We start from the raw sequence: 16,993 nt of genomic DNA, 5'->3' as shown, positions 1-16,993 counted from the left end.
TATCACTGGGGTAGCCACACACCCCGTATGGCCGTCGATCCAGTCGACCACAGCGGTAGCGCACCCGGGAACCTGATGGCGCGCCTCCAGCGCCCCCGCAGCGACGAGCGGACCCGCATCGCCGTCGTCGCGGACCCGCACGTCTCCACGCGCGAGGAAGGGACCTCGAAGCTGTTCGAGCACACCGAGGCCCACCTCGAGAGCGCGGTCGCGGACATCAACGACCGCGACGTGGACTACACGCTCTGTGTCGGCGACATCACCAAGGACGGCGAGCGCTGGAACTACGACGCCGCCGACGAGATCCTCGCCGAGCTCGACAGCCCGTTCCGCTCGGTCCCGGGCAACCACGACGTGGAGAAGGAAGGGTACGACCACGAGAACCTCCCCCTGAGCGAGTTCGAGGCGCGCTACACGCCCGACGGGCTGCCGTTCCACGAGCGCGTCGGCGGCGTCGACGTGGTCGGCCTCAACAGCGCCGGCGGCGACGACTGGCTCACCGACTCCCACGACGGGCTCGTCACCGACGACCAGCTCGAGTGGCTCGACGAGACGCTGCCCGAACTCGACACGCCGCTGGTCGCGGTCCACCACAACCTCCCGACGATGTCCGAGCAGCTGGTGCAGCACCGCGACAACAACGAGCCCGAGATGGCGATCCCGCCGACGATGCGCAACCCCGGGCCGTTCCTCGACACGCTCGAAGAACACGACGCGCCGCTCGTGGTTACCGGCCACCTCCACCTCCCCTCGGCGACGAAGGAGCAGGGCGTCCGCGAGATCATGTCGCCGACGACCTGTTCGTTCCCGCAGTCGTACCTGCTGTTCGACGTGGGGCCCGAGGGGACCGAGGTCCGGCTGATCCCCGTCGCCGACCACGAGGGGATGATGCTCGGCCACTACGAGCGCCACCAGGACTCCTTCACTGGCAAGGGACTGACCGACATGGCCGCGATCCGGCTGGCCCAGTTCCCGCTGGTCGACGAGTCTTAGACGACCGCCCCCGAACACGCCCTCCATGGTCCACCCGCACCTGCTCGTACTCGCCGCCGGCCTCGCAGTCCTCCCCGTCGGGGCCGAACTCTGGTCCCGGTACTGGGGCGCCGACCCGGAGAACTGGCCCGAACGGGCGCTGATCCGGACAGGGAGCGTCCTGCTGATTCTGGCGCTCGTCGGCTTCGACGGCGCGTTCGGCCTGATCCCGGACCCGGGCGTCTCGCCGAGCGTCGCGACGGCGGCGGAGCTCGTCCTCCTCGCGCTCTCGCTCGCCGCGTACGCCGCGTTCTGGTACCGCCGCGACTGAGCTATCTGTCCCGCTCCAGTATCCACCGAACCCCGAGCGCGTCGACGACCCGCCCCGACTCCCGGAGATGCGGGAGCGTCCGCGGCCGATCCGCGTTCACGCCGTCGTCCGGCTCCTCGTCGGGGTCGGGCAGCCCGAAATCTGGCGTCGTGTCGGGCCCGTCGGCGTCGAGAGCCAGCGTCTCGGTGTCGAAAGCGCGGTCCACGAGGTCGCGGTCGATCGTCACGCCGTCGACAGCCTGTCGCCGGAGGCGGGCCTGCGCCGCGTCGAGCAGCGTGCTGTCGACGACGAGCAGCCCGTCGTAGCAGCGGTACTCCACGGCGCCGTAGGTGAGGTAGCGCGCGACGGCCCGGGCGGCGACGAACGGCGCGAGCACGATCGCCGCGACCGCCGCGGCCGTCCGGAACCCGCCCGCGAGGAGGCCGAACCCCCCGCCGACGAACGCGAAGAACGTGATCGGGCTCGTCACGCCGTAGGTCAGCCCGCTGACGAGCGCGTCGACGACGGCGACCGACCGGGACGGCCGGACCGTCACCGTCGGATCGCCCGCCGGCTCGTCGACGGGCTCGGGGTCGACCGCGGTTTCGGTGCTCCCGAACATCCGTGCGAGGACGCCGTGGCGCTCCTCGTCGGCCTCGATCCGGAGCCCCCACAGGTCGAGGAGCAGCTTCCCGCCGACCAGTAGGGCGAGGACGACCTCGCCGCGGTCGGCGGCGACGCCGGCGGCGTCGACGGCCACCCCGGCCACGAGGAGCGATCCGACCCCGAGCAGGCTCGTGAACGGCGGCGCGAACGCCGACTGCGCGGAGTGTTCGCGGTAGCCGCCGCGGACGAAGTACTCGAGGAGCTCCTCCCCGGTCCGGAGGACCAACACCGTCAGCAGCCCGAGGGCGATCGCGGCCGCCTCGTCGTCGGTCACGCCGCCGCCGGCGACGAAGCCGAACAGCGCGACCACGAACAGCAGGAGGACCGAGCCGATCACGGCGCCGCCGAACAGCGGCGGGAGGTTCCGCGGGTAGATGCCGGGGATGGGTCCGGGCAGCGGGATCGACCCCCTGAGCCGGTGGACCAGCCCGGCGAGCCGGGAGCGATCGACGCTGCCGCGGGAGCGCTTGGCCGCGAACGGGATCTTCACGAGCGCCAGCCCGAACACGATCGCGAGTTCGGCGACCAGCACGCCGAACAGCACCGCGATCGACCAGTCGAGCAGCAACACCCCCGCCGGCACCACGAGGTTCGAGGCGATCACGACGGCGACGGCGTCAAGGTCGGGGGCGTTCTCCGCCATCAGTACGGCTCGTGCTCGTCGAACCGCCGAACCGCCTCACGGTAGCCGATCCAGCCCGCCAGCACGCCCCCGCCGACTAGCAACGCACCGAAACCCAACTGGACGACTGCGAGCGGGAGCGATCGGATACTGTCGCCGAGGCCGTCGAACGACGACGCGATCGCGGCGAGCCCTCCCGACTCCCCGGCCACGATCCCGAGCAGGAAGCCGGGGACAGCGCCGACCCCCGAGGCGACGAGTCGGACGATCTCGGGCGCGACGACGACGCCCACCAGCATCGCGCCCGGGACGAAAACGAGCAGCGTGTGGAGCGCGCCGGCGAGCAGGCGCGGCGGCCGAACCTCGTCGCTGTTGCCGATCCGGATCGCGCTGTAGCGCGGGAACCAGATGCCGATCGCCGGCGCCAGCGCGGCGCCGACGGCGGTCAACAGGCAGCCGACGACCGCCAGCGCGAGCGCCGAGCCGAGCGCGTGACCGCCGGCGAGCGCGACCGCGAGCGTGAGCGCGGCGGCGATCGGCGCGGTGAACACCGCCGGCGCGATCAGCCCGCGGACGTACGTCCGCCCCGACACCGTCGTCAGCGTCATCGGTAGCACCGGCCCCTCGTCGCCGAGGGGGTTGAGCGCGAACGCGGCGCCGCCGACCCAGCCCGCGATCAGCGCGACCACCGGCCCGAACGCCGACGGGGAGACCGACCCCTGCAGGACCATGCTCGTCATTCCGGAGATCCCGCCGAACACCGGCACCATCAGGAAGTTCAGCCGCTGGGGCTCGCGCCTCGCTCGCAGCAGCGTCCACCGAGCGACCTGCCGGACCGGCCCCGTCACGAACGGCACCCTGAGCGGCGCGATCGCGCGTTCGAGCGCGCCGGGGGCCGAGCGTTCGGTGGTCGCCGGCGTAGCACCGTCGTCGGTCGGATCGATCTCGTCGCCGAACCACAGCGAGGTCGCGATCCGCTCGGTGGCCCAGCCGCCGGCGACCAGCACCACCCCGAGCGTGAGCAGCCCGCCCGCGGCGTGGACGGGGGAGAACGCGATCGGCGTCCCCACCGCCAGCAGCTCGACGATCCAGCCCAGCGGGACGGCGCTCAGCAGCGCGGGGTCGAGCGAGTAGGGGATCGACGGGAGTTGGAACAGCATGTACAGCCCGAAGAACGTGATCGCGACGAGCGCGCTCAGCCCGGTCCGATGGCGGGCGACGAACGGGACGCGGGCGACGAGCCACGCCGTCGTGTAGCCCGCGAGCCGGCCGGCGACGACGGCGCTGGCGACGAACAGGCAGCCGACCAGCGGCACCGTCAGCAGCGGCGCCGGCGTCGTGAACGCGTAGGCCCCGACGAGAGTCACGAGCGCCGCGGTCGGGAGCACGTACGTCAGCACGCGCAGCGACTCCGCGACGATCCCGCCGACGACGGCTGTCCGTGGGGAGACTGTCGTCAGCACGAACGGCGCGGCCACGGGCTCGCTGTGGGCCGACGACGCCCGCTGGCCCAGCAGGAAGACGCCGAACAGCCAGAACAGCGTCGCGCCGCCGCGCAGCGCGGGCGGGACCGCGTGCCCGGCCGGGACGTTCTCCCGAATAATCGGCGCGAACAGCGCCGCCATCCCGCCGAGCATCAGCGTCGGGAGCAGAACGCTGAGCGTCAGCAACACCAGCCGGCCCGTGTCCTCGCGGATCGCCCGAACCGATCGCCGGTACTCGAAGATGCCCGCTCGGAGCGCGTGGCGGGACCAGTTCGGCTCAGCCATCGCCCTCGTTCGGCGCCGCGTCGACGGCGTCGGTCGTGAGTTCGAGGAACGCGTCCTCCAGCGAGCGCGCTTCGCCGGTCTCGGCGCGGCGCTGCAGTTCCGCGGGCGCGCCCTCGGCCACCAGCTCGCCGTCGTAGAGGATCCCCACCGCGTCGGCAACCGCCTCGACCACCGGGAGGATGTGCGTCGAGAGGAACACGGTCGTCCCCCCGTCGGCGAGCTCGACGATCAACTCCCGGAGCGTCCGGGCCGCACGCGGGTCGAGCCCGGAAGTGGGTTCGTCGAGGAACACCACGTCGGGCTCGTGGAGCACCGCCTGCACATAGGCGACCTTCTGGCGCATCCCCTTCGAGTAGTCGGCGATGCGACCTGACGCGTCCTCGGGCGGCAGATCGAGGCGGTCGAACAGCTCGTCGACGCGCTCGCGGGCCGTCTCGGAGTCGAGATCGCGCAGGCCCGCGGCGTAGTCCAACTGTTCGTAGGCCGTCGCGTGATCGTACAGCGGCGGCTCCTCGGGCAGGTAGCCGATCCGGGGACGGAGGGCGTCGCGGTCGGTGGCGTCCGCGCCGGCGACCGTCGCGCGACCGCGTGTCGGCCGGACGAGCCCGGTCAGCATCCGCATCGTCGTCGTCTTCCCGGCGCCGTTGGGGCCGAGGAAGCCGAACACACTGCCGGCGTCGACCGCGAGGTCGAGGTCCGCGACCGCGACGGTGTCGCCGTACTGCTTAGTCAGGCCGGTAGTCTCGATGGCGGGCATGGGAAGCGTGGGACACTGGCGTCTGACGGCGCTCCCCCAAAGGCGTATCGACGCCCGGGGGTCGATCGCCCGAGAGGGGAAGGGTTATCCGCCGTGTCGTGCTGTGTATTGACATGGACGATATCGACGATCTGTTCGTGGGGCGTCTGATGAGCAGCGACGTGACGACCGTTACCCCGGACACGCTGGTCGAGACGGCCGCCGATCTGATGCTCGAGAACGCCATCGGCTCGGTCGTCGTCGTCGACGAGAGCGGGGAGCTGGAGGGGATCCTGACGCGGACGGACTTCGTCGCCATCGTCGCCGGCCAGCAGCCCAAGGACCAGACGCCCGTGGCGGAGTACATGACCCGGGACGTACAGACCGCGCGGGCCGGCGACTCGATCCGCGAGGTGGCCGATCGGATGGTCGAAGCCGGGTTCCACCACATGCCCGTCGTCGACGAGACGGAAGGCCTGATCGGGATGATCACCACCTCCGACCTCACCGCGTACCTCTCGACGGTGCAGACGCCGAGCCCCTAACGCCGCGCCGCGACGACGACGTGTTCCTCGCCGGTCGCCCGCTCGCTCACCGAGCGGTAGCCACGGAGGTGCGGCCGGAGGTCGAGATCGCGGTGGTGGACCACGAGGAGCACCCCGTCCCCCGCGAGAACGCGGGACGCGTCGCCGAGGAGCGACGAGAGCACGCCGTCGCCGGCGTGGGTCGGGGGGTTACAGAGCACGCGGTCGAACCGCTCGCCGGCGACCCCTGCGACGCCGTCGGCGGTGACGACGCGGCCGTCGACGCCTGCGGCCCGGAGGCTACAGGTCGCGGCACGCGTCGCGATCCGGCTGTCGTCGGTCAGCGTGACCGAGCAGTCGGCCGTCCGTGCCGCGGAGATGCCAAGCGGGCCGGCGCCACAGCAGAGGTCGAGGACGCGGTCGCCGTCGTCGACCGTCGCCGCGGCCGCCAGCAGCCGCGTTCCGTGATCGAGACGGCCGGCGGCGAACATCCCCGGCAGCGTGACCAGCGGGAGCGCGACGCCGTCGGCGCGCGCCGTGAACCGCGTCGGGCCCACGTACCGCGGCGGCTCGAACTCCCGCGGTCGCTCGGCGACGGAGACGACGCAGCCGTCGGCCGAGGCGACGGTTCGACAGTCGCCGGTCAGTTCGCGGAGGCAGTCCGCGTAGCGCGACCCGCCCGCGCCGTCGGCGGCGGCGACGAACAGCCGGCCGCCCGGCCGGAGCGTCGCCAGCGCGTCGGCGATCCGCTGTTTGCCGACGGCGATCGGGGTGTGGCTCTCCGGCGCGTACGACGCCGTGTCGTAGCGCCGGAGCAGCCGGCCGATGTCGGCGACGATCGCCGTGTGAACGTCGGCGCCGTTTTCGGCAGCGTTCCGTCGGCAGAGCCTCGCCCGGCGTGCGCTGGCCTCAGTCATCCGGACGGACGCCGCCGAGGCCGCGATTCCCACCCCCACGACGCCGTAGTTCGACTGGACTGAGAGGTGGTCGCCGGGGGCGGCGCCGTGGAGTGAGCGGAGCAGCAGCAGTTCGGCGGTCCGGAAGGAGCCGGGTGAGGCGACGCCGTCGGCGGTGTGGAACCGGTAGCTGTCGGGGCCGTCCGGGACGCCGGCGGCCAGTTCGAGGGGCCCGGTCATCGATCCCCTCCCGGCCGCCCAGCGGTCCCGGGCGAGTATTCGGACGGAGCGTCGGTCGGCGTGCGGTGCTGTCGTGGCGTCGGGTGTGCGTGCATTCGGGAAACGTCGGACTCGTCGGTGTACGGGCGGGACAAGCCACGCCGACCGGCGAGAGAAAGCAGGTGCTCACGGCGGGGGCGTGGCACCGGGTACCGAAAGCGCGACGACCGTCCGCCCCGGTCCCGCGGGGCGGGCGACGGGCGTCCACAGTCGGCAGGCCGACCGGCCCGACGGGGTTACCGCGACGGGACCGACCGAGAGCCCTTCTTCACGCGAACGGTGCTGCCAGCGCCCCACACTTGACGCTGTCGACGTTCCGCTCGCATACCTATAAGCACTCATGGAAGAAACAGGGGAGCCGACGATGTCAACTGACCGAACCAACGACGGAACGCTGCAGGCGGTGTATCGACGGCGGATCGGCGACCCGACGACCGACGACGAGGTCCGGGGGTACTGGCTGTTCGTTGTCGGACTCGTGCTCGCGGTGGCGGGGGTGTTTCTCTTCCTCGCGAGCGAGCCCCAGGGTGGCCTCAGACAGCTCTCGCTGGTCGGGATCAGCGTCGGACTGATCCTCCTGCTGGTGGGGCCGGTGATCCGGCTCCCGCTCGAACCCCGGGCGACGACGCTGGTCGCCGTCGGCGCCACCGTCGCGGCGATCGGCGTCGCCTACTTCGTCGCGGTGTTCCCGGGCGGGTGGTCCGTCCGGAACGGGAACACGGTCGTGATCGGACTGTACGGGCTCGGATTGCTGCTCGTCGGCGGGGGCGGCGTGCTCGTGCCGCTGCTCTCCGGCCGAGCTGACGGCGCGGGCGACCTCCGGCGAGAGCTCGCCGAACTCGACGACGTGCTCGAGGACACCGCGGCCGACGAGGCGGATCTCGCCGCACGGGTCGCAGCGCTCCGGAGCGAACTGGCGGCGTCGAACGACGCCGCGGCGTCGCTGGGGCGGGCGGTCACGGCGATGTCGGAGGAGCTCGCCGACGCCGAGTCCGACGAGGCGGACCTCGCCGCGCGGCTCTGGTCGCTCCGGCAGAGTCAGGCGCGGTTCGAGCTGTACGAGGACGGAGGCGGGGAGTGGCGCTGGCGGCTCCGCCACCGCAACGGGAACATCGTCGCGACCAGCGGCGAGGGGTACAGCCGGCGCCACAACGCACAGAAGGGGCTGGAGAGCGTTCGGCGCAACGCGCTCGGGGCGACGCTGCTGCGCGTCGAGTCCGAAGACGAACTCGCCGAGCCGGGCGAGACGTTCGAACCGCCCGAGGTCGTCGAGAGTCAGACGACGTTCGAACTGTACGAGGACAAAAGCGGGGAGTTCCGCTGGCGGCTCCGCCACGACAACGGGAACATCGTCGGCGACGGCGGCGAGGGGTACAGCCGACGGTCGGGCGCCCGTGAGGCGATCGAGCGCGTTCAGGAGTACGCCGGCCCCGCGGAGTACCTCCGGCTCGACCCGACCGGGTTCGAGATCTACCGCGACGGCGCCGGCGAGTGGCGCTGGCGGCTCGTCCACCGCAACGGGAACGTGCTCGCCGACGGGGGCGAGGGGTACACGCGCCGCCGCGACGCCCGCCGCGCGGTCGACCGCGTCCGCGAGGGGCTCGACGAGCTGACGTTCGAGACGTACGAGGACAGCGCCGGCGAGCACCGCTGGCGGCTCAAATCGGGCAACGGGCAGGTCGTCGCCGACAGCGGCGAGGGGTACAGCCGGCAGTCGAGCGTCGAGGACGCCGTCGAGCGCGTCCGGCAGTACGCCCCCGAAGCCGACGTGCTGGACATCGGCCGCGCGGCGTTCGAAGTGTACGAGGACAACGGCGGGGAGTTCCGCTGGCGGCTCCGCCACCGCAACGGCCAGATCGTCGCGACCGGCAGCGAGGGGTACGCCGAGAAGTCCAAAGCCGAGGACGCGGTCGATCGGTTCAAGCTGAACGCGCCGGGCTCGGCGGTCGAGGATCTCGACGAGGTGGCGGCAGAAGCGGACGACGGAAGCGAAGAGGGCGCCGACGCCGAGAGCGAGGACGGCGACGGGGAGTAACGCCCCTCAGCGTCGCCAGTACTCCGGCACCAGACAGACCAGCAGGGGGATGATCTCCAGTCGGCCGGCCCACATCAGCCCCACCATGAATAGCTTCGAGCTGTCGGGGAACCGGAGGTAGCCGCCCATCGGGCCGAGGCGGTAGAACGCCGGCCCGACGTTGCCGAGCGTCGAGGCCGTCCCCGAGATCACTTCGAGCACCGTGAAGTCGATGCCCGCGCGGGCGGCGTCGAGGAACAGGACCACCGCCCCGAGGAAGAAGATCGCGAGATACAGCAGCGTGAACGCCATGATCCCCCGGACCGCGCGGTCGTCGAGCGTGTTCCCGCCCAGTCGGACGGGACGGACTGCCTCAGGGTGGGCGGTCGTGAACAGTTCGCGGCGGAGCACCTTCGCGACGACGATCCAGCGGACGATCTTGATCCCCCCGCCGGTCGAGCCCGCGGAGCCGCCGACGAACATCGCGAACAGCAGGACGTACTGCGCCGGCGCACCCCACACGTCGAAGTCCATGCTCGCGTAGCCGGTCGTGGTGACGATCGAGACGGTCTGGAACAGCGCGTGGCGGATCGACGGTTCGAGGCTGCCCGAGAGCGTCGCCGCGTACTCCTGAAGGTAGGCGGCGTCGAACGTCGCACCCTCCGGGACGCCGGACGTGAAGCCGCCGGTGAACAGCAGGCCCGTGAAGATCGCCGTCAGCACCGCCATCACGCCGAGGTAGCCGCGGAACTCGGTGTCCTCGAACAGCTCGCGGGGGGAGCCGGCGACCGCCTGCCAGATCAGCGCGAAGTTGGTGCCCGCGATCACCATGAAGGGGATGATCACCCACTGGACCGCCGCCGAGAACGCCTCGATGCTGCGGGCCTGCGGCGAGAACCCGCCGGTGGGCATCGTCGTCAGTCCGTGGGCGACGGCGTTGTACGCGTTCATGTTTGGGCCGGCCATCCCGGCGAGGTCGAGCCCGTACAAAAGCAGGATCTCGACCACCGTGATCGCGAGATAGGCGCCCCAGAGCACCCGCGCGGTCTCGGCGATCTTCGGCGTGAGCTTCTCGATCCCCGGCCCCGGCGCCTCGGCGTCCATCAGCTGGGCGCCGCCGACGGAGAGCTCGGGCAGGATCGCGACCGCGAGCACGACGATCCCCATCCCGCCGAGCCACTGGGTGAGCTGGCGCCAGATCATCACCCCGCGGGTGTGGTCGGTGACGTTGATGCTCCCCAGCACGGTCGCGCCCGTGGTGGTGAACCCCGACATCGACTCGAACAGCGCGTTCACGGGGTTGCCGAGCGTCGATCCGGGGTGGATCGGCTCCACGAGCAGCGGGATGCCGTGGGCCTCGATCAGGTACGGGATCGTCCCCACGAGCGCGACCGCGAGCCACGTCGTCGCCACCATCAGGAACCCCTCGCGGTTCCCGATATCCGGCTCGGGGGCGAGTCGTTCGAGCCCCCAGCCGACCGCGAGCGTGACGGCGATGGTCGGGAGGAAGGGGGCGAGCGTCTCGCCGTACAGCAGCGCGACGACGACCGGGAGCAGCAGCGGGACGGAGAGATACTTCAGCACCGTCCCGACGAGGCTCAGGCTGGCGCGGTAATCGACGCGTATCGACACGGTTGTCGAGGCAAAACGCGTTCGGCGCTTCAAGCTACTGTTTCGGGTCGCGCCCGCGAACGCGGTGCGTGCCGGCGCGACGGCGCCGCGGAGACGCCTACAGCGCCGCGGAGACCTCGTCGGCGTGCTCGGTCTCGACGAACAGCACGACGTGGTCGCCGGCTTCGAGTTCGGTCCCGCCACGGGGGACGACGTACTCCCCGCCGCGGGTGATGGCGCCGATCACCACGTCCGCGGGCAGCGAGTGAACCGACTCGCGGATCGGCTCGCCCACCAGCGGGCTATCCGCGCCGACCTCGACTTCCAGCACTTCCGCCAGCCCGTTCTCGACCAGCGCGACGTTCTCGGCGCCGCCGGCGCGGGTGAACCGCGTGATCTCCTCGGCGACCACCTCGCGGGGGTTGATCCCCACGTCGACCCCGACCGCCTCGAACAGCTCGACGTACTCGGACTGGTCGATCACGGCGACGCTGCGTTCGGTGCCGACGCGTTCGGCGAGCAGCGACGTGAGGAGGTTCTTCTCGTCGGAGTCGAGCGCGGAGACGATCACCTCGGCGTCGCCGACGTGTTCGCGTTCGAGGAACTCGATATCGGTCGCGTCCGTCTCCATCACCATCGTGTCCGGGAGCTCCTCGGCCAGCCAGCGGGCCCGGTCGGCGTCCTGTTCGAGCAGGCGCGCGGAGACGCCGCGCTCGGAGAGCAGCCGGGCGACGTGGTAGCCGATCTCGCTGCCGCCGACGATCACCACCTCGCCGGAGAGAGCGGCCTCCTCGGGTGCGACATCGCCCGCGAACCGCCGGACACTCCGGGGCGTGCCGATCACCACGAGCCGGTCGTCGGCACGGATGTCCGTCGTCCCGGTCGGGATCAACAGCTCTTCCTCTCTGACGATCGCCGCGAACGTCAGCGAGTCGTACGTGTCCGCCTCCGCGACCGACTGCCCCGCGAGCGGCGACGCCGCGTCGACGTCGAACTCCGCCATCTCGACGCGCCCGTCGGCGAACGTGTCCGCGTCGCGGGCGGCGGGCAGGCCCACGACCCGCACGATCGACTCCGCGGCCAGCAGATACGTACAGACCATGAAGTCGACGCCGAACGCCGTCTGGGAGCGCTGCCACGTCCGGAGGTACTCGGTGTTCTTCACCCGGGCGATGGTGAACGCCTCGGAGACGGCCTTCACCGACGAGGAGACGACGATGTTGGTCTCGTCGTCGTCGGTAGAGGCGATCACCATGTCCGCGTCGGCCACGTCGGCCTCCTCGAGCGCGGAGAGGCTGGTGCCGTCGCCCTCGATCGCGAGCACGTCGAGGCTGTAGTTGAGCTCCTCGACGCGGTCGGGGTCCCGTTCCACGATCACGACGTCGTGAGCGTCGCTCAGGTCGGCGGCGATGCTCTCACCGACCTGACCGGCGCCGACGATGATTACACGCACGGGTAGGTCACTTGTCGAAGGCCACAGGGGCCCAGCGTATCACGCTTTCTCTTCGGACGAGAACCCCGTCTCTACGGCGTCGTCGCCGGTCTCGACCGTCAGATCGACCGATCGTCGCCGCCCCTCCAGGTCGGCGACCGCCCGTTCGACGACGGTCCGAGCCTCGGACTCGATCTTCGGCATCACCTTCTCGACGACCCAATCGAGCGACACCAGCGAGGGCAGGTCGACGAGGCCGCTGTGGGCGGTCTCGGGGGCGTACCCCACCTCGAATCGGACCGCCGTCGCCGTCTCCGCCCAGTCCGGGGCGTCGTCGGGGAGGGGTCGCTCGGCGACGAGCCAGCGCCCGCTGGCGTCGAAATCGCCCAGTAGCTCCCACTCGATGCGCTCGTTCTCGACGGTCTCGGTCACCGCCGAGCGTGCGGTGTACTCCAGTTTCCACCACGAGAACCGCAGCGCGTAGCGTGCACGCTCGCCCGGCCCGGGGTCGAGCTCGTCGACGCGGTCGAGATGCTCGGAGTAGTTCGCGTACCCCGGGAACGCCTCGAGGAACTCGTACACCTCCCCGACGGGGCGATAGACGACTGTCTCGACGGCGAGCCGCTCCATACCCGACCCACGCGCCGGGAGGGGTATAGCTCCGGTGGTCGTGGAACGCCACCCGCGGCGGCGCGGATCCGCGACGTTACCCACCTGTGCCAGTCGTTTCCGGCAGTCTCTGCCGGTGCTACCGCCCGGCTTCGATGGGTTCTTCCGGGGGCGCGGGGTTTCGCTTCGTAATGAGTGCGGAGGAGGGGAGCGTGTTCGACGTGTACCGGGAACGCGTCGAACGGCCGCTCTACCGGCTTTTCACGGAGTACAGCACGGGCCGGATACGGTGGCTGATCCTGGGGATGATGGGCAACATCGTCGCCCGGTCGGCGAGCCTGCTGCCACCCGTGGTCCTCGGCGCGGCGCTGGACAGCGTGTTCCAAGACACCAGCGCGTTCACGATCCCGTTCTTCCCGGCGTCGTGGATCCCGTCGACCGACACCGCGCAGTTCTGGTTCTCGGTGCGGCTGATACTGGGGTCGTTCGTCGTGACCGCAGTGTTCACCACGCTGTACGGGATCGCTGCCAACAACTACGCCCACCGCGTGATGCACGCGGTCCGGACGGACAGCTTCGAGACGATGCAGCGGCTGGACATGACGTTCTTCGACGACAAGCAGACGGGGGAGGTCATGTCCGTGCTGAACAACGACGCCAACAACCTCGAGAACTTCCTCGACAACGGGCTGCAGAACTCGATCCGGCTGACGGTGATGATCGTCGGGATCGCGGCGATCCTGTTCTCGCTGAACTGGCAGCTCGCGCTGGTGACGCTCGTGGTCGTCCCCGCGATCGTCGCGCTCACGATGTGGTTCATGCGCGCCGTCGAGCCCCGGTACGTCGACCGCCGGGCGAGCGTCGGAAACCTCAACACCCGACTGGAGAACGCGCTCGCCGGCGTCGAACTGGTCAAGACCAGCGGCACCGAGTCCTACGAGAGCGACCGCGTCGAGAACGCGTCGTGGCGCTACTTCCGGGATACGATGGCCGTGCTGCGGCTGAGCTACATCTACCGGCCCGGGATGGAGCTGCTGGCGGGGCTCTCCTTCGCGGTGACGTTCATCGTCGGCGGGCTCTGGGTGTTCCAGGGGCCGCCGCTCTTTTTCAGCGGGGAGCTCACCGGCGGGGATCTGGTGGTGTTCGTGCTGATGACCCAGCGCATCGTCACGCCGCTGGCACAGGTGTCGAACATCATCGACCAGTACGAGAACGCGAAGGCGTCCTCGGAGCGCATCTTCGGACTGATGGACATCCCCTCCCAGATCACCGAGACCGACGATCCGGTCGACCTCGACGAGGTCGAGGGGCGCGTCGAGTACGACGACGTGAGCTTCGGCTACGCCGACGTGGAGCAGGACGAGCCCGAGGAGATGGTGCTCGAGAACGTCGACTTCGAGGCCGAACCCGGCGAGGACGTGGCGCTGGTCGGCCCGACCGGCGCCGGGAAGTCGACGCTGCTCAAGCTGCTGCTGCGGCTGTACGACCCCGTCGACGGCGAGGTGCGCATCGACGGCCACGACCTCCGCGAGCTCTCGCTCGAAACGCTGCGGAGCCACGTCGGCTACGTCTCCCAGTCGACGTTCCTGTTCGACGGCACCGTCGCGGAGAACATTCGGTACGGGCGGTTCGACGCCGACCGCGAGGAAATCGTCGAAGCCGCGAAAGCAGCGGAGGCCCACGCGTTCATCGAGTCGCTGCCGGAGGGGTACGATACCCGGATCGGCGAGCGGGGCGTGAAGCTCTCGGGCGGGCAGCAACAGCGGCTCTCGATCGCGCGGACGATGCTGCAGGACCCCGACGTGCTCGTGCTCGACGAGGCCACCAGCGCGGTCGACACGGAGACGGAGATGCTGATCCAGCGCAGCCTCGACAAGCTGAGCGAGGACTGCACCACCTTCGAGATCGCCCACCGGCTCTCGACGGTGCGGGACGCCGACACGATCCTCGTGCTGGAGGACGGAGAGATCGTCGAGCGCGGCGACCACGAGGAACTGCTCGAGGCCGACGGCCTCTACGCCAAGCTCTGGGGCGTGCAGGCCGGCGAGATCGACGACCTGCCGGAGGAGTTCGTCCAGCGCGCCCGGGAGCGCGCCGCCGAGCGGACGGACATGCTGGAGGAGGACGTCGACGCGGACGACGACTGAGGGGCGGCGACGGACGGCTGATCCGGTCGACCCGTTTTTCAAGTACGATCGGGCGAGCACCCGCGCCGTGATCTGACTGCAGCCCCGGAGCGGGGAGCGGGTGCGCGGTGTGTCGCTCCGGGGAGGGAAGCACCGCCTGTTCGCTACCGCGGTGGAGAGTAGGAATCCTTTCCTCCGCGACCGAGAAACACCCGATAGTGGAAACGACGACGAAGTGGCTGACGGCGGCCGTCGCGGTGGGAGTGTTCCTACCGAGCGTTCTCCTCCTCGAAAACGCGCTGCTGGGCGGCGTCGCGGCGGGGGCGGTGGTGTGGGCAGCCATCACCCACGACCGCGACGGGAGTCTCTCCGCGTTCCCGGTGTTGGTCGCCGGAGCGGTGGTCTGTATGGGCATCCTGAGCGACGGCTACCTCGTCCACGCGCTGGTCGGCGCGAACGTCGTGCTCTGGATCGGGCGGAACGGCCTCCCCGAACTCCGAAGTTCCTAACCGCCCGCGGGGGCTCTGGGCGGGCATGTCCGATTCGACCGAGACCGCGAACGAGGAGGAGTCACAGCGCCGCGAAGTGCTGATCGTCGGCGGCGGGATCGCCGGCCTGACCGCCGCGCTGTTCACCGCCCGCGCGGGGCTCGACACGCTGGTGTACGACGGCGGCGAGTCGATCCTGCGCCGGAACGCCCACTTGGAGAACTTCCCGGGGTTCCCCGCGGGGGTCAACCCCCGACTGTTCGCGGACATGCTCCACGCACAGGTGACCAGAAACGGCGTCGATCTGGTGGCCGGACGAGTCAGCGAGCTCCGGCACGCCGAGGACGGTGACGGGTTCGTCGCGACCGCCGAGGACGGTGACGACGTTCGTGCCGACAGGGTGATCGCCGCCTCGTGGTCGAACACCGACTACCTCGATCCCGTCGACCCCGAGATCCGCTCGGCGGGCAGTAAGCAGTTCCTCGAGGACGACGAGGACGGGCGGACCAGCGTCGACGGTCTCTACGCCGCGGGCCGCCTCGCCGAACGCTACCACCAGGCCGTCGTCGCGGCCGGCGACGGCGCTCGGACGGCGATCACGCTGGTCCACGACTCCGACACGCCGTTCTACCACGACTGGGTCACGCCGGAGGGGTACTTCACCGACCGCGGTCGCGAGGTACCACCCGGCTGTGAGGAGATCGACGAAACCGAGCGGGCGGCCCGGCGGGCCGAATCCCGCGCGGCGATGCGGGAGTACTTCGCCGAGGAGCACGAGCAGCGCCAGCGGACACACCCGAGCCTCGTCGACGACGAGAAGGGGCGCCTCGACGGAAAGTAACGCCGGTCAGGTGCGACCTGCCGGGGAGATCCGTGCCACGGCCACGGAGCTGATGCCGTGATCCTGTCGCGCCCGAACGAGACGCGCGAGCCGGCGATGGTGACTCAAACGGCTCTTTGTGGCTAGCCAACCCTTTAGCGAGTTCCCCCGAGAGAGACGGGTATGCGAAGCAAACGACCGCTCGTCGCCGTCGGAGTCGCGCTCCTGCTCGTGCTCGCGGGCTGTACGGGCGGGGGGAACGCCGGCGACAGCGCCACGCAGGCGGCGCTGAGCGGCGACGAACCCGAGTACGAACAGGCAACGGGGACGCCCGCGGAGGCCGACGACGGGGGATCGAGCACGAGCGACCGGATGCGGATCTACACCGCTCGACTCGCCGTCCGCGTCGACGAGTTCGAGCCCAGCCGGTCGAACCTCTCCGCCGCAGTCCAAGCGCACGGCGGCTACGTCGGAAACTCTCAGATCACCACCAACGAGTGGGACGAGGCGACCTACCGTGACGGACGGTTCACCTACCGCGTTCCCGCGGAGAACTACTCCGCGTTCCTCGAGGACGTGCGAGCGGAGGGAACGGTCGTCCGTGAGGAGGAGAACGTGCAGGACGTAACCGGGCAGCACGCCGACCTCGAAGCCCGGCTGTCCAACCTCCGCGCGGAGCGTGACCGGCTCCGCGAGCTGTACGAGGAAGCCAACGACACCGAGGACGTGCTGGCAGTCCAGCGCGAACTCTCCGAGGTACAGGGCGAGATCGAGTCGATCGAGGCCCGCCTCGAGACACTGGAGAACCGCGTGGCCTACGCCACGGTGACCGTCGAACTCCGCGAGGAGCGCCCCGACGACCCGGTGAACGAGGAGCACTGGTACGACACCGGCGTGGTCGCCGCGTTCCTCGAGTCCGTCGACGGCGCGCTCGTCGCGCTGCGGGCCGCAGTGGTCGGACTGGCGTACGCCCTGCCGTACCTGATCGCGTTCGGCGTGCCGCTGCTCGGCCTCGGGCTGGTGTTCAAGCGCTACGTCGTCGGTGACAGGTCGATACGTGGCGGCGGGGAGCCGCCCGCCGACGGAGGCGACGAACCGCCGGGCGGCGCCGACGAGTAG

15 protein-coding genes are annotated in these 16,993 nt (G+C 70.6%); 8 read left to right on the top strand and 7 right to left on the bottom strand.

What is annotated here, in order from left to right; translation table 11 throughout:
- The first annotated feature begins 27 nt into the window (after window positions 1–27).
- Window positions 28–993, top strand: a complete 966-nt coding sequence (locus ACQUSM_RS02195; RefSeq protein WP_435115257.1) for a metallophosphoesterase family protein — start codon at window positions 28–30, stop codon at window positions 991–993.
- Between the two features lie 25 nt (window positions 994–1,018).
- A complete protein-coding gene (locus ACQUSM_RS02190) occupies window positions 1,019–1,303 on the top strand; it encodes a hypothetical protein (RefSeq protein ID WP_435115255.1) in 285 nt (94 codons plus the stop codon).
- Between the two features lies 1 nt (window position 1,304).
- Here ACQUSM_RS02190 and ACQUSM_RS02185 read toward each other — a convergent pair whose 3' ends face one another.
- Genes ACQUSM_RS02185 through ACQUSM_RS02175 form a run of 3 tightly spaced genes read right to left on the bottom strand, consistent with a single transcriptional unit; the run spans window position 1,305 to window position 5,096 of the window.
- On the bottom strand, window positions 1,305–2,591 hold the full coding sequence (locus ACQUSM_RS02185; RefSeq protein WP_435115253.1) for a DUF6498-containing protein: 1,287 nt from the start codon (window positions 2,589–2,591) through the stop codon (window positions 1,305–1,307).
- Window positions 2,591–4,339 carry a hypothetical protein gene (locus tag ACQUSM_RS02180; protein WP_435115251.1) on the bottom strand — a complete coding sequence of 583 codons (1,749 nt, stop codon included), beginning with the start codon at window positions 4,337–4,339 and terminating at the stop codon, window positions 2,591–2,593. Before ACQUSM_RS02180 ends, ACQUSM_RS02185 begins: the two co-directional genes overlap by 1 nt.
- Window positions 4,332–5,096, bottom strand: coding sequence for an ABC transporter ATP-binding protein (locus ACQUSM_RS02175; protein ID WP_435115248.1), 765 nt, complete (start codon window positions 5,094–5,096; stop codon window positions 4,332–4,334). The genes ACQUSM_RS02180 and ACQUSM_RS02175 overlap by 8 nt, the downstream gene beginning before the upstream one ends.
- A gap of 122 nt (window positions 5,097–5,218) precedes the next feature.
- Here ACQUSM_RS02175 and ACQUSM_RS02170 point away from each other — a divergent pair, with 122 nt between their 5' ends.
- On the top strand, window positions 5,219–5,620 hold the full coding sequence (locus ACQUSM_RS02170) for a CBS domain-containing protein (RefSeq protein WP_435118261.1): 402 nt from the start codon (window positions 5,219–5,221) through the stop codon (window positions 5,618–5,620).
- Here the strand turns inward: ACQUSM_RS02170 and ACQUSM_RS02165 are convergent.
- The gene (locus tag ACQUSM_RS02165; protein ID WP_435115247.1) at window positions 5,617–6,735 is read right to left on the bottom strand and encodes a methyltransferase; all 1,119 of its coding nucleotides are present in this window, start codon (window positions 6,733–6,735) and stop codon (window positions 5,617–5,619) included. The genes ACQUSM_RS02170 and ACQUSM_RS02165 overlap by 4 nt on opposite strands.
- A 403-nt stretch (window positions 6,736–7,138) precedes the next feature.
- Between ACQUSM_RS02165 and ACQUSM_RS02160 the strand changes: the two genes are divergently transcribed.
- Window positions 7,139–8,809, top strand: a complete 1,671-nt coding sequence (locus ACQUSM_RS02160; RefSeq protein WP_435115246.1) for a DUF1508 domain-containing protein — start codon at window positions 7,139–7,141, stop codon at window positions 8,807–8,809.
- 6 nt (window positions 8,810–8,815) lie between these two features.
- Here ACQUSM_RS02160 and ACQUSM_RS02155 read toward each other — a convergent pair whose 3' ends face one another.
- The 3 genes from ACQUSM_RS02155 to ACQUSM_RS02145 all read right to left on the bottom strand — a co-directional run bounded on the left by ACQUSM_RS02155 (window position 8,816) and on the right by ACQUSM_RS02145 (window position 12,461).
- Window positions 8,816–10,420, bottom strand: a complete 1,605-nt coding sequence (locus ACQUSM_RS02155; RefSeq protein WP_435115245.1) for a TrkH family potassium uptake protein — start codon at window positions 10,418–10,420, stop codon at window positions 8,816–8,818.
- A 97-nt stretch (window positions 10,421–10,517) separates the two neighbouring features.
- On the bottom strand, window positions 10,518–11,852 hold the full coding sequence (trkA, locus tag ACQUSM_RS02150; RefSeq protein WP_435115244.1) for a Trk system potassium transporter TrkA: 1,335 nt from the start codon (window positions 11,850–11,852) through the stop codon (window positions 10,518–10,520).
- Window positions 11,853–11,891: 39 nt separating this feature from the next.
- Entirely contained in the window at window positions 11,892–12,461 is a 570-nt protein-coding gene (locus tag ACQUSM_RS02145) for an SRPBCC family protein (RefSeq protein ID WP_435115243.1), read from the bottom strand.
- Window positions 12,462–12,631: 170 nt separating this feature from the next.
- Between ACQUSM_RS02145 and ACQUSM_RS02140 the strand changes: the two genes are divergently transcribed.
- The 4 genes from ACQUSM_RS02140 (at window position 12,632) to ACQUSM_RS02125 (ending at window position 16,993) form a co-directional block, all read left to right on the top strand.
- Complete coding sequence (locus tag ACQUSM_RS02140) at window positions 12,632–14,587, top strand: ABC transporter ATP-binding protein (protein WP_435115242.1); 1,956 nt, start codon at window positions 12,632–12,634, stop codon at window positions 14,585–14,587.
- Between the two features lie 197 nt (window positions 14,588–14,784).
- A complete protein-coding gene (locus ACQUSM_RS02135; RefSeq protein ID WP_435115241.1) occupies window positions 14,785–15,075 on the top strand; it encodes a hypothetical protein in 291 nt (96 codons plus the stop codon).
- A gap of 25 nt (window positions 15,076–15,100) precedes the next feature.
- Window positions 15,101–15,895 carry an NAD(P)/FAD-dependent oxidoreductase gene (locus ACQUSM_RS02130; protein ID WP_435115240.1) on the top strand — a complete coding sequence of 265 codons (795 nt, stop codon included), beginning with the start codon at window positions 15,101–15,103 and terminating at the stop codon, window positions 15,893–15,895.
- Between the two features lie 162 nt (window positions 15,896–16,057).
- Window positions 16,058–16,993 carry a DUF4349 domain-containing protein gene (locus tag ACQUSM_RS02125; protein WP_435115239.1) on the top strand — a complete coding sequence of 312 codons (936 nt, stop codon included), beginning with the start codon at window positions 16,058–16,060 and terminating at the stop codon, window positions 16,991–16,993.

This window comes from Halolamina sp. C58 (genome assembly GCF_051195095.1).
In the GTDB taxonomy this organism is placed as follows: Archaea; Halobacteriota; Halobacteria; order Halobacteriales; family Haloferacaceae; genus Halolamina.
Note: the sequence above shows the minus strand (reverse complement) of the source record. Positions and strands in the feature narration are given on the sequence as shown.

Bases quoted from the DNA above. Each gene is read 5' to 3' on its own strand.
- ACQUSM_RS02175 (WP_435115248.1), bottom strand. From the start codon at position 5,096: ATGCCCGCCATCGAGACTACCGGCCTGACTAAGCAGTACGGCGACACC.
- ACQUSM_RS02160 (WP_435115246.1), top strand. From the start codon at position 7,139: ATGTCAACTGACCGAACCAACGACGGAACGCTGCAGGCGGTGTATCGA.
- ACQUSM_RS02190 (WP_435115255.1), top strand. From the start codon at position 1,019: ATGGTCCACCCGCACCTGCTCGTACTCGCCGCCGGCCTCGCAGTCCTC.
- ACQUSM_RS02145 (WP_435115243.1), bottom strand. From the start codon at position 12,461: ATGGAGCGGCTCGCCGTCGAGACAGTCGTCTATCGCCCCGTCGGGGAG.
- ACQUSM_RS02180 (WP_435115251.1), bottom strand. From the start codon at position 4,339: ATGGCTGAGCCGAACTGGTCCCGCCACGCGCTCCGAGCGGGCATCTTC.
- ACQUSM_RS02185 (WP_435115253.1), bottom strand. From the start codon at position 2,591: ATGGCGGAGAACGCCCCCGACCTTGACGCCGTCGCCGTCGTGATCGCC.
- ACQUSM_RS02140 (WP_435115242.1), top strand. From the start codon at position 12,632: ATGAGTGCGGAGGAGGGGAGCGTGTTCGACGTGTACCGGGAACGCGTC.
- ACQUSM_RS02165 (WP_435115247.1), bottom strand. From the start codon at position 6,735: ATGACCGGGCCCCTCGAACTGGCCGCCGGCGTCCCGGACGGCCCCGAC.
- ACQUSM_RS02130 (WP_435115240.1), top strand. From the start codon at position 15,101: ATGTCCGATTCGACCGAGACCGCGAACGAGGAGGAGTCACAGCGCCGC.
- ACQUSM_RS02195 (WP_435115257.1), top strand. From the start codon at position 28: ATGGCCGTCGATCCAGTCGACCACAGCGGTAGCGCACCCGGGAACCTG.
- ACQUSM_RS02125 (WP_435115239.1), top strand. From the start codon at position 16,058: ATGCGAAGCAAACGACCGCTCGTCGCCGTCGGAGTCGCGCTCCTGCTC.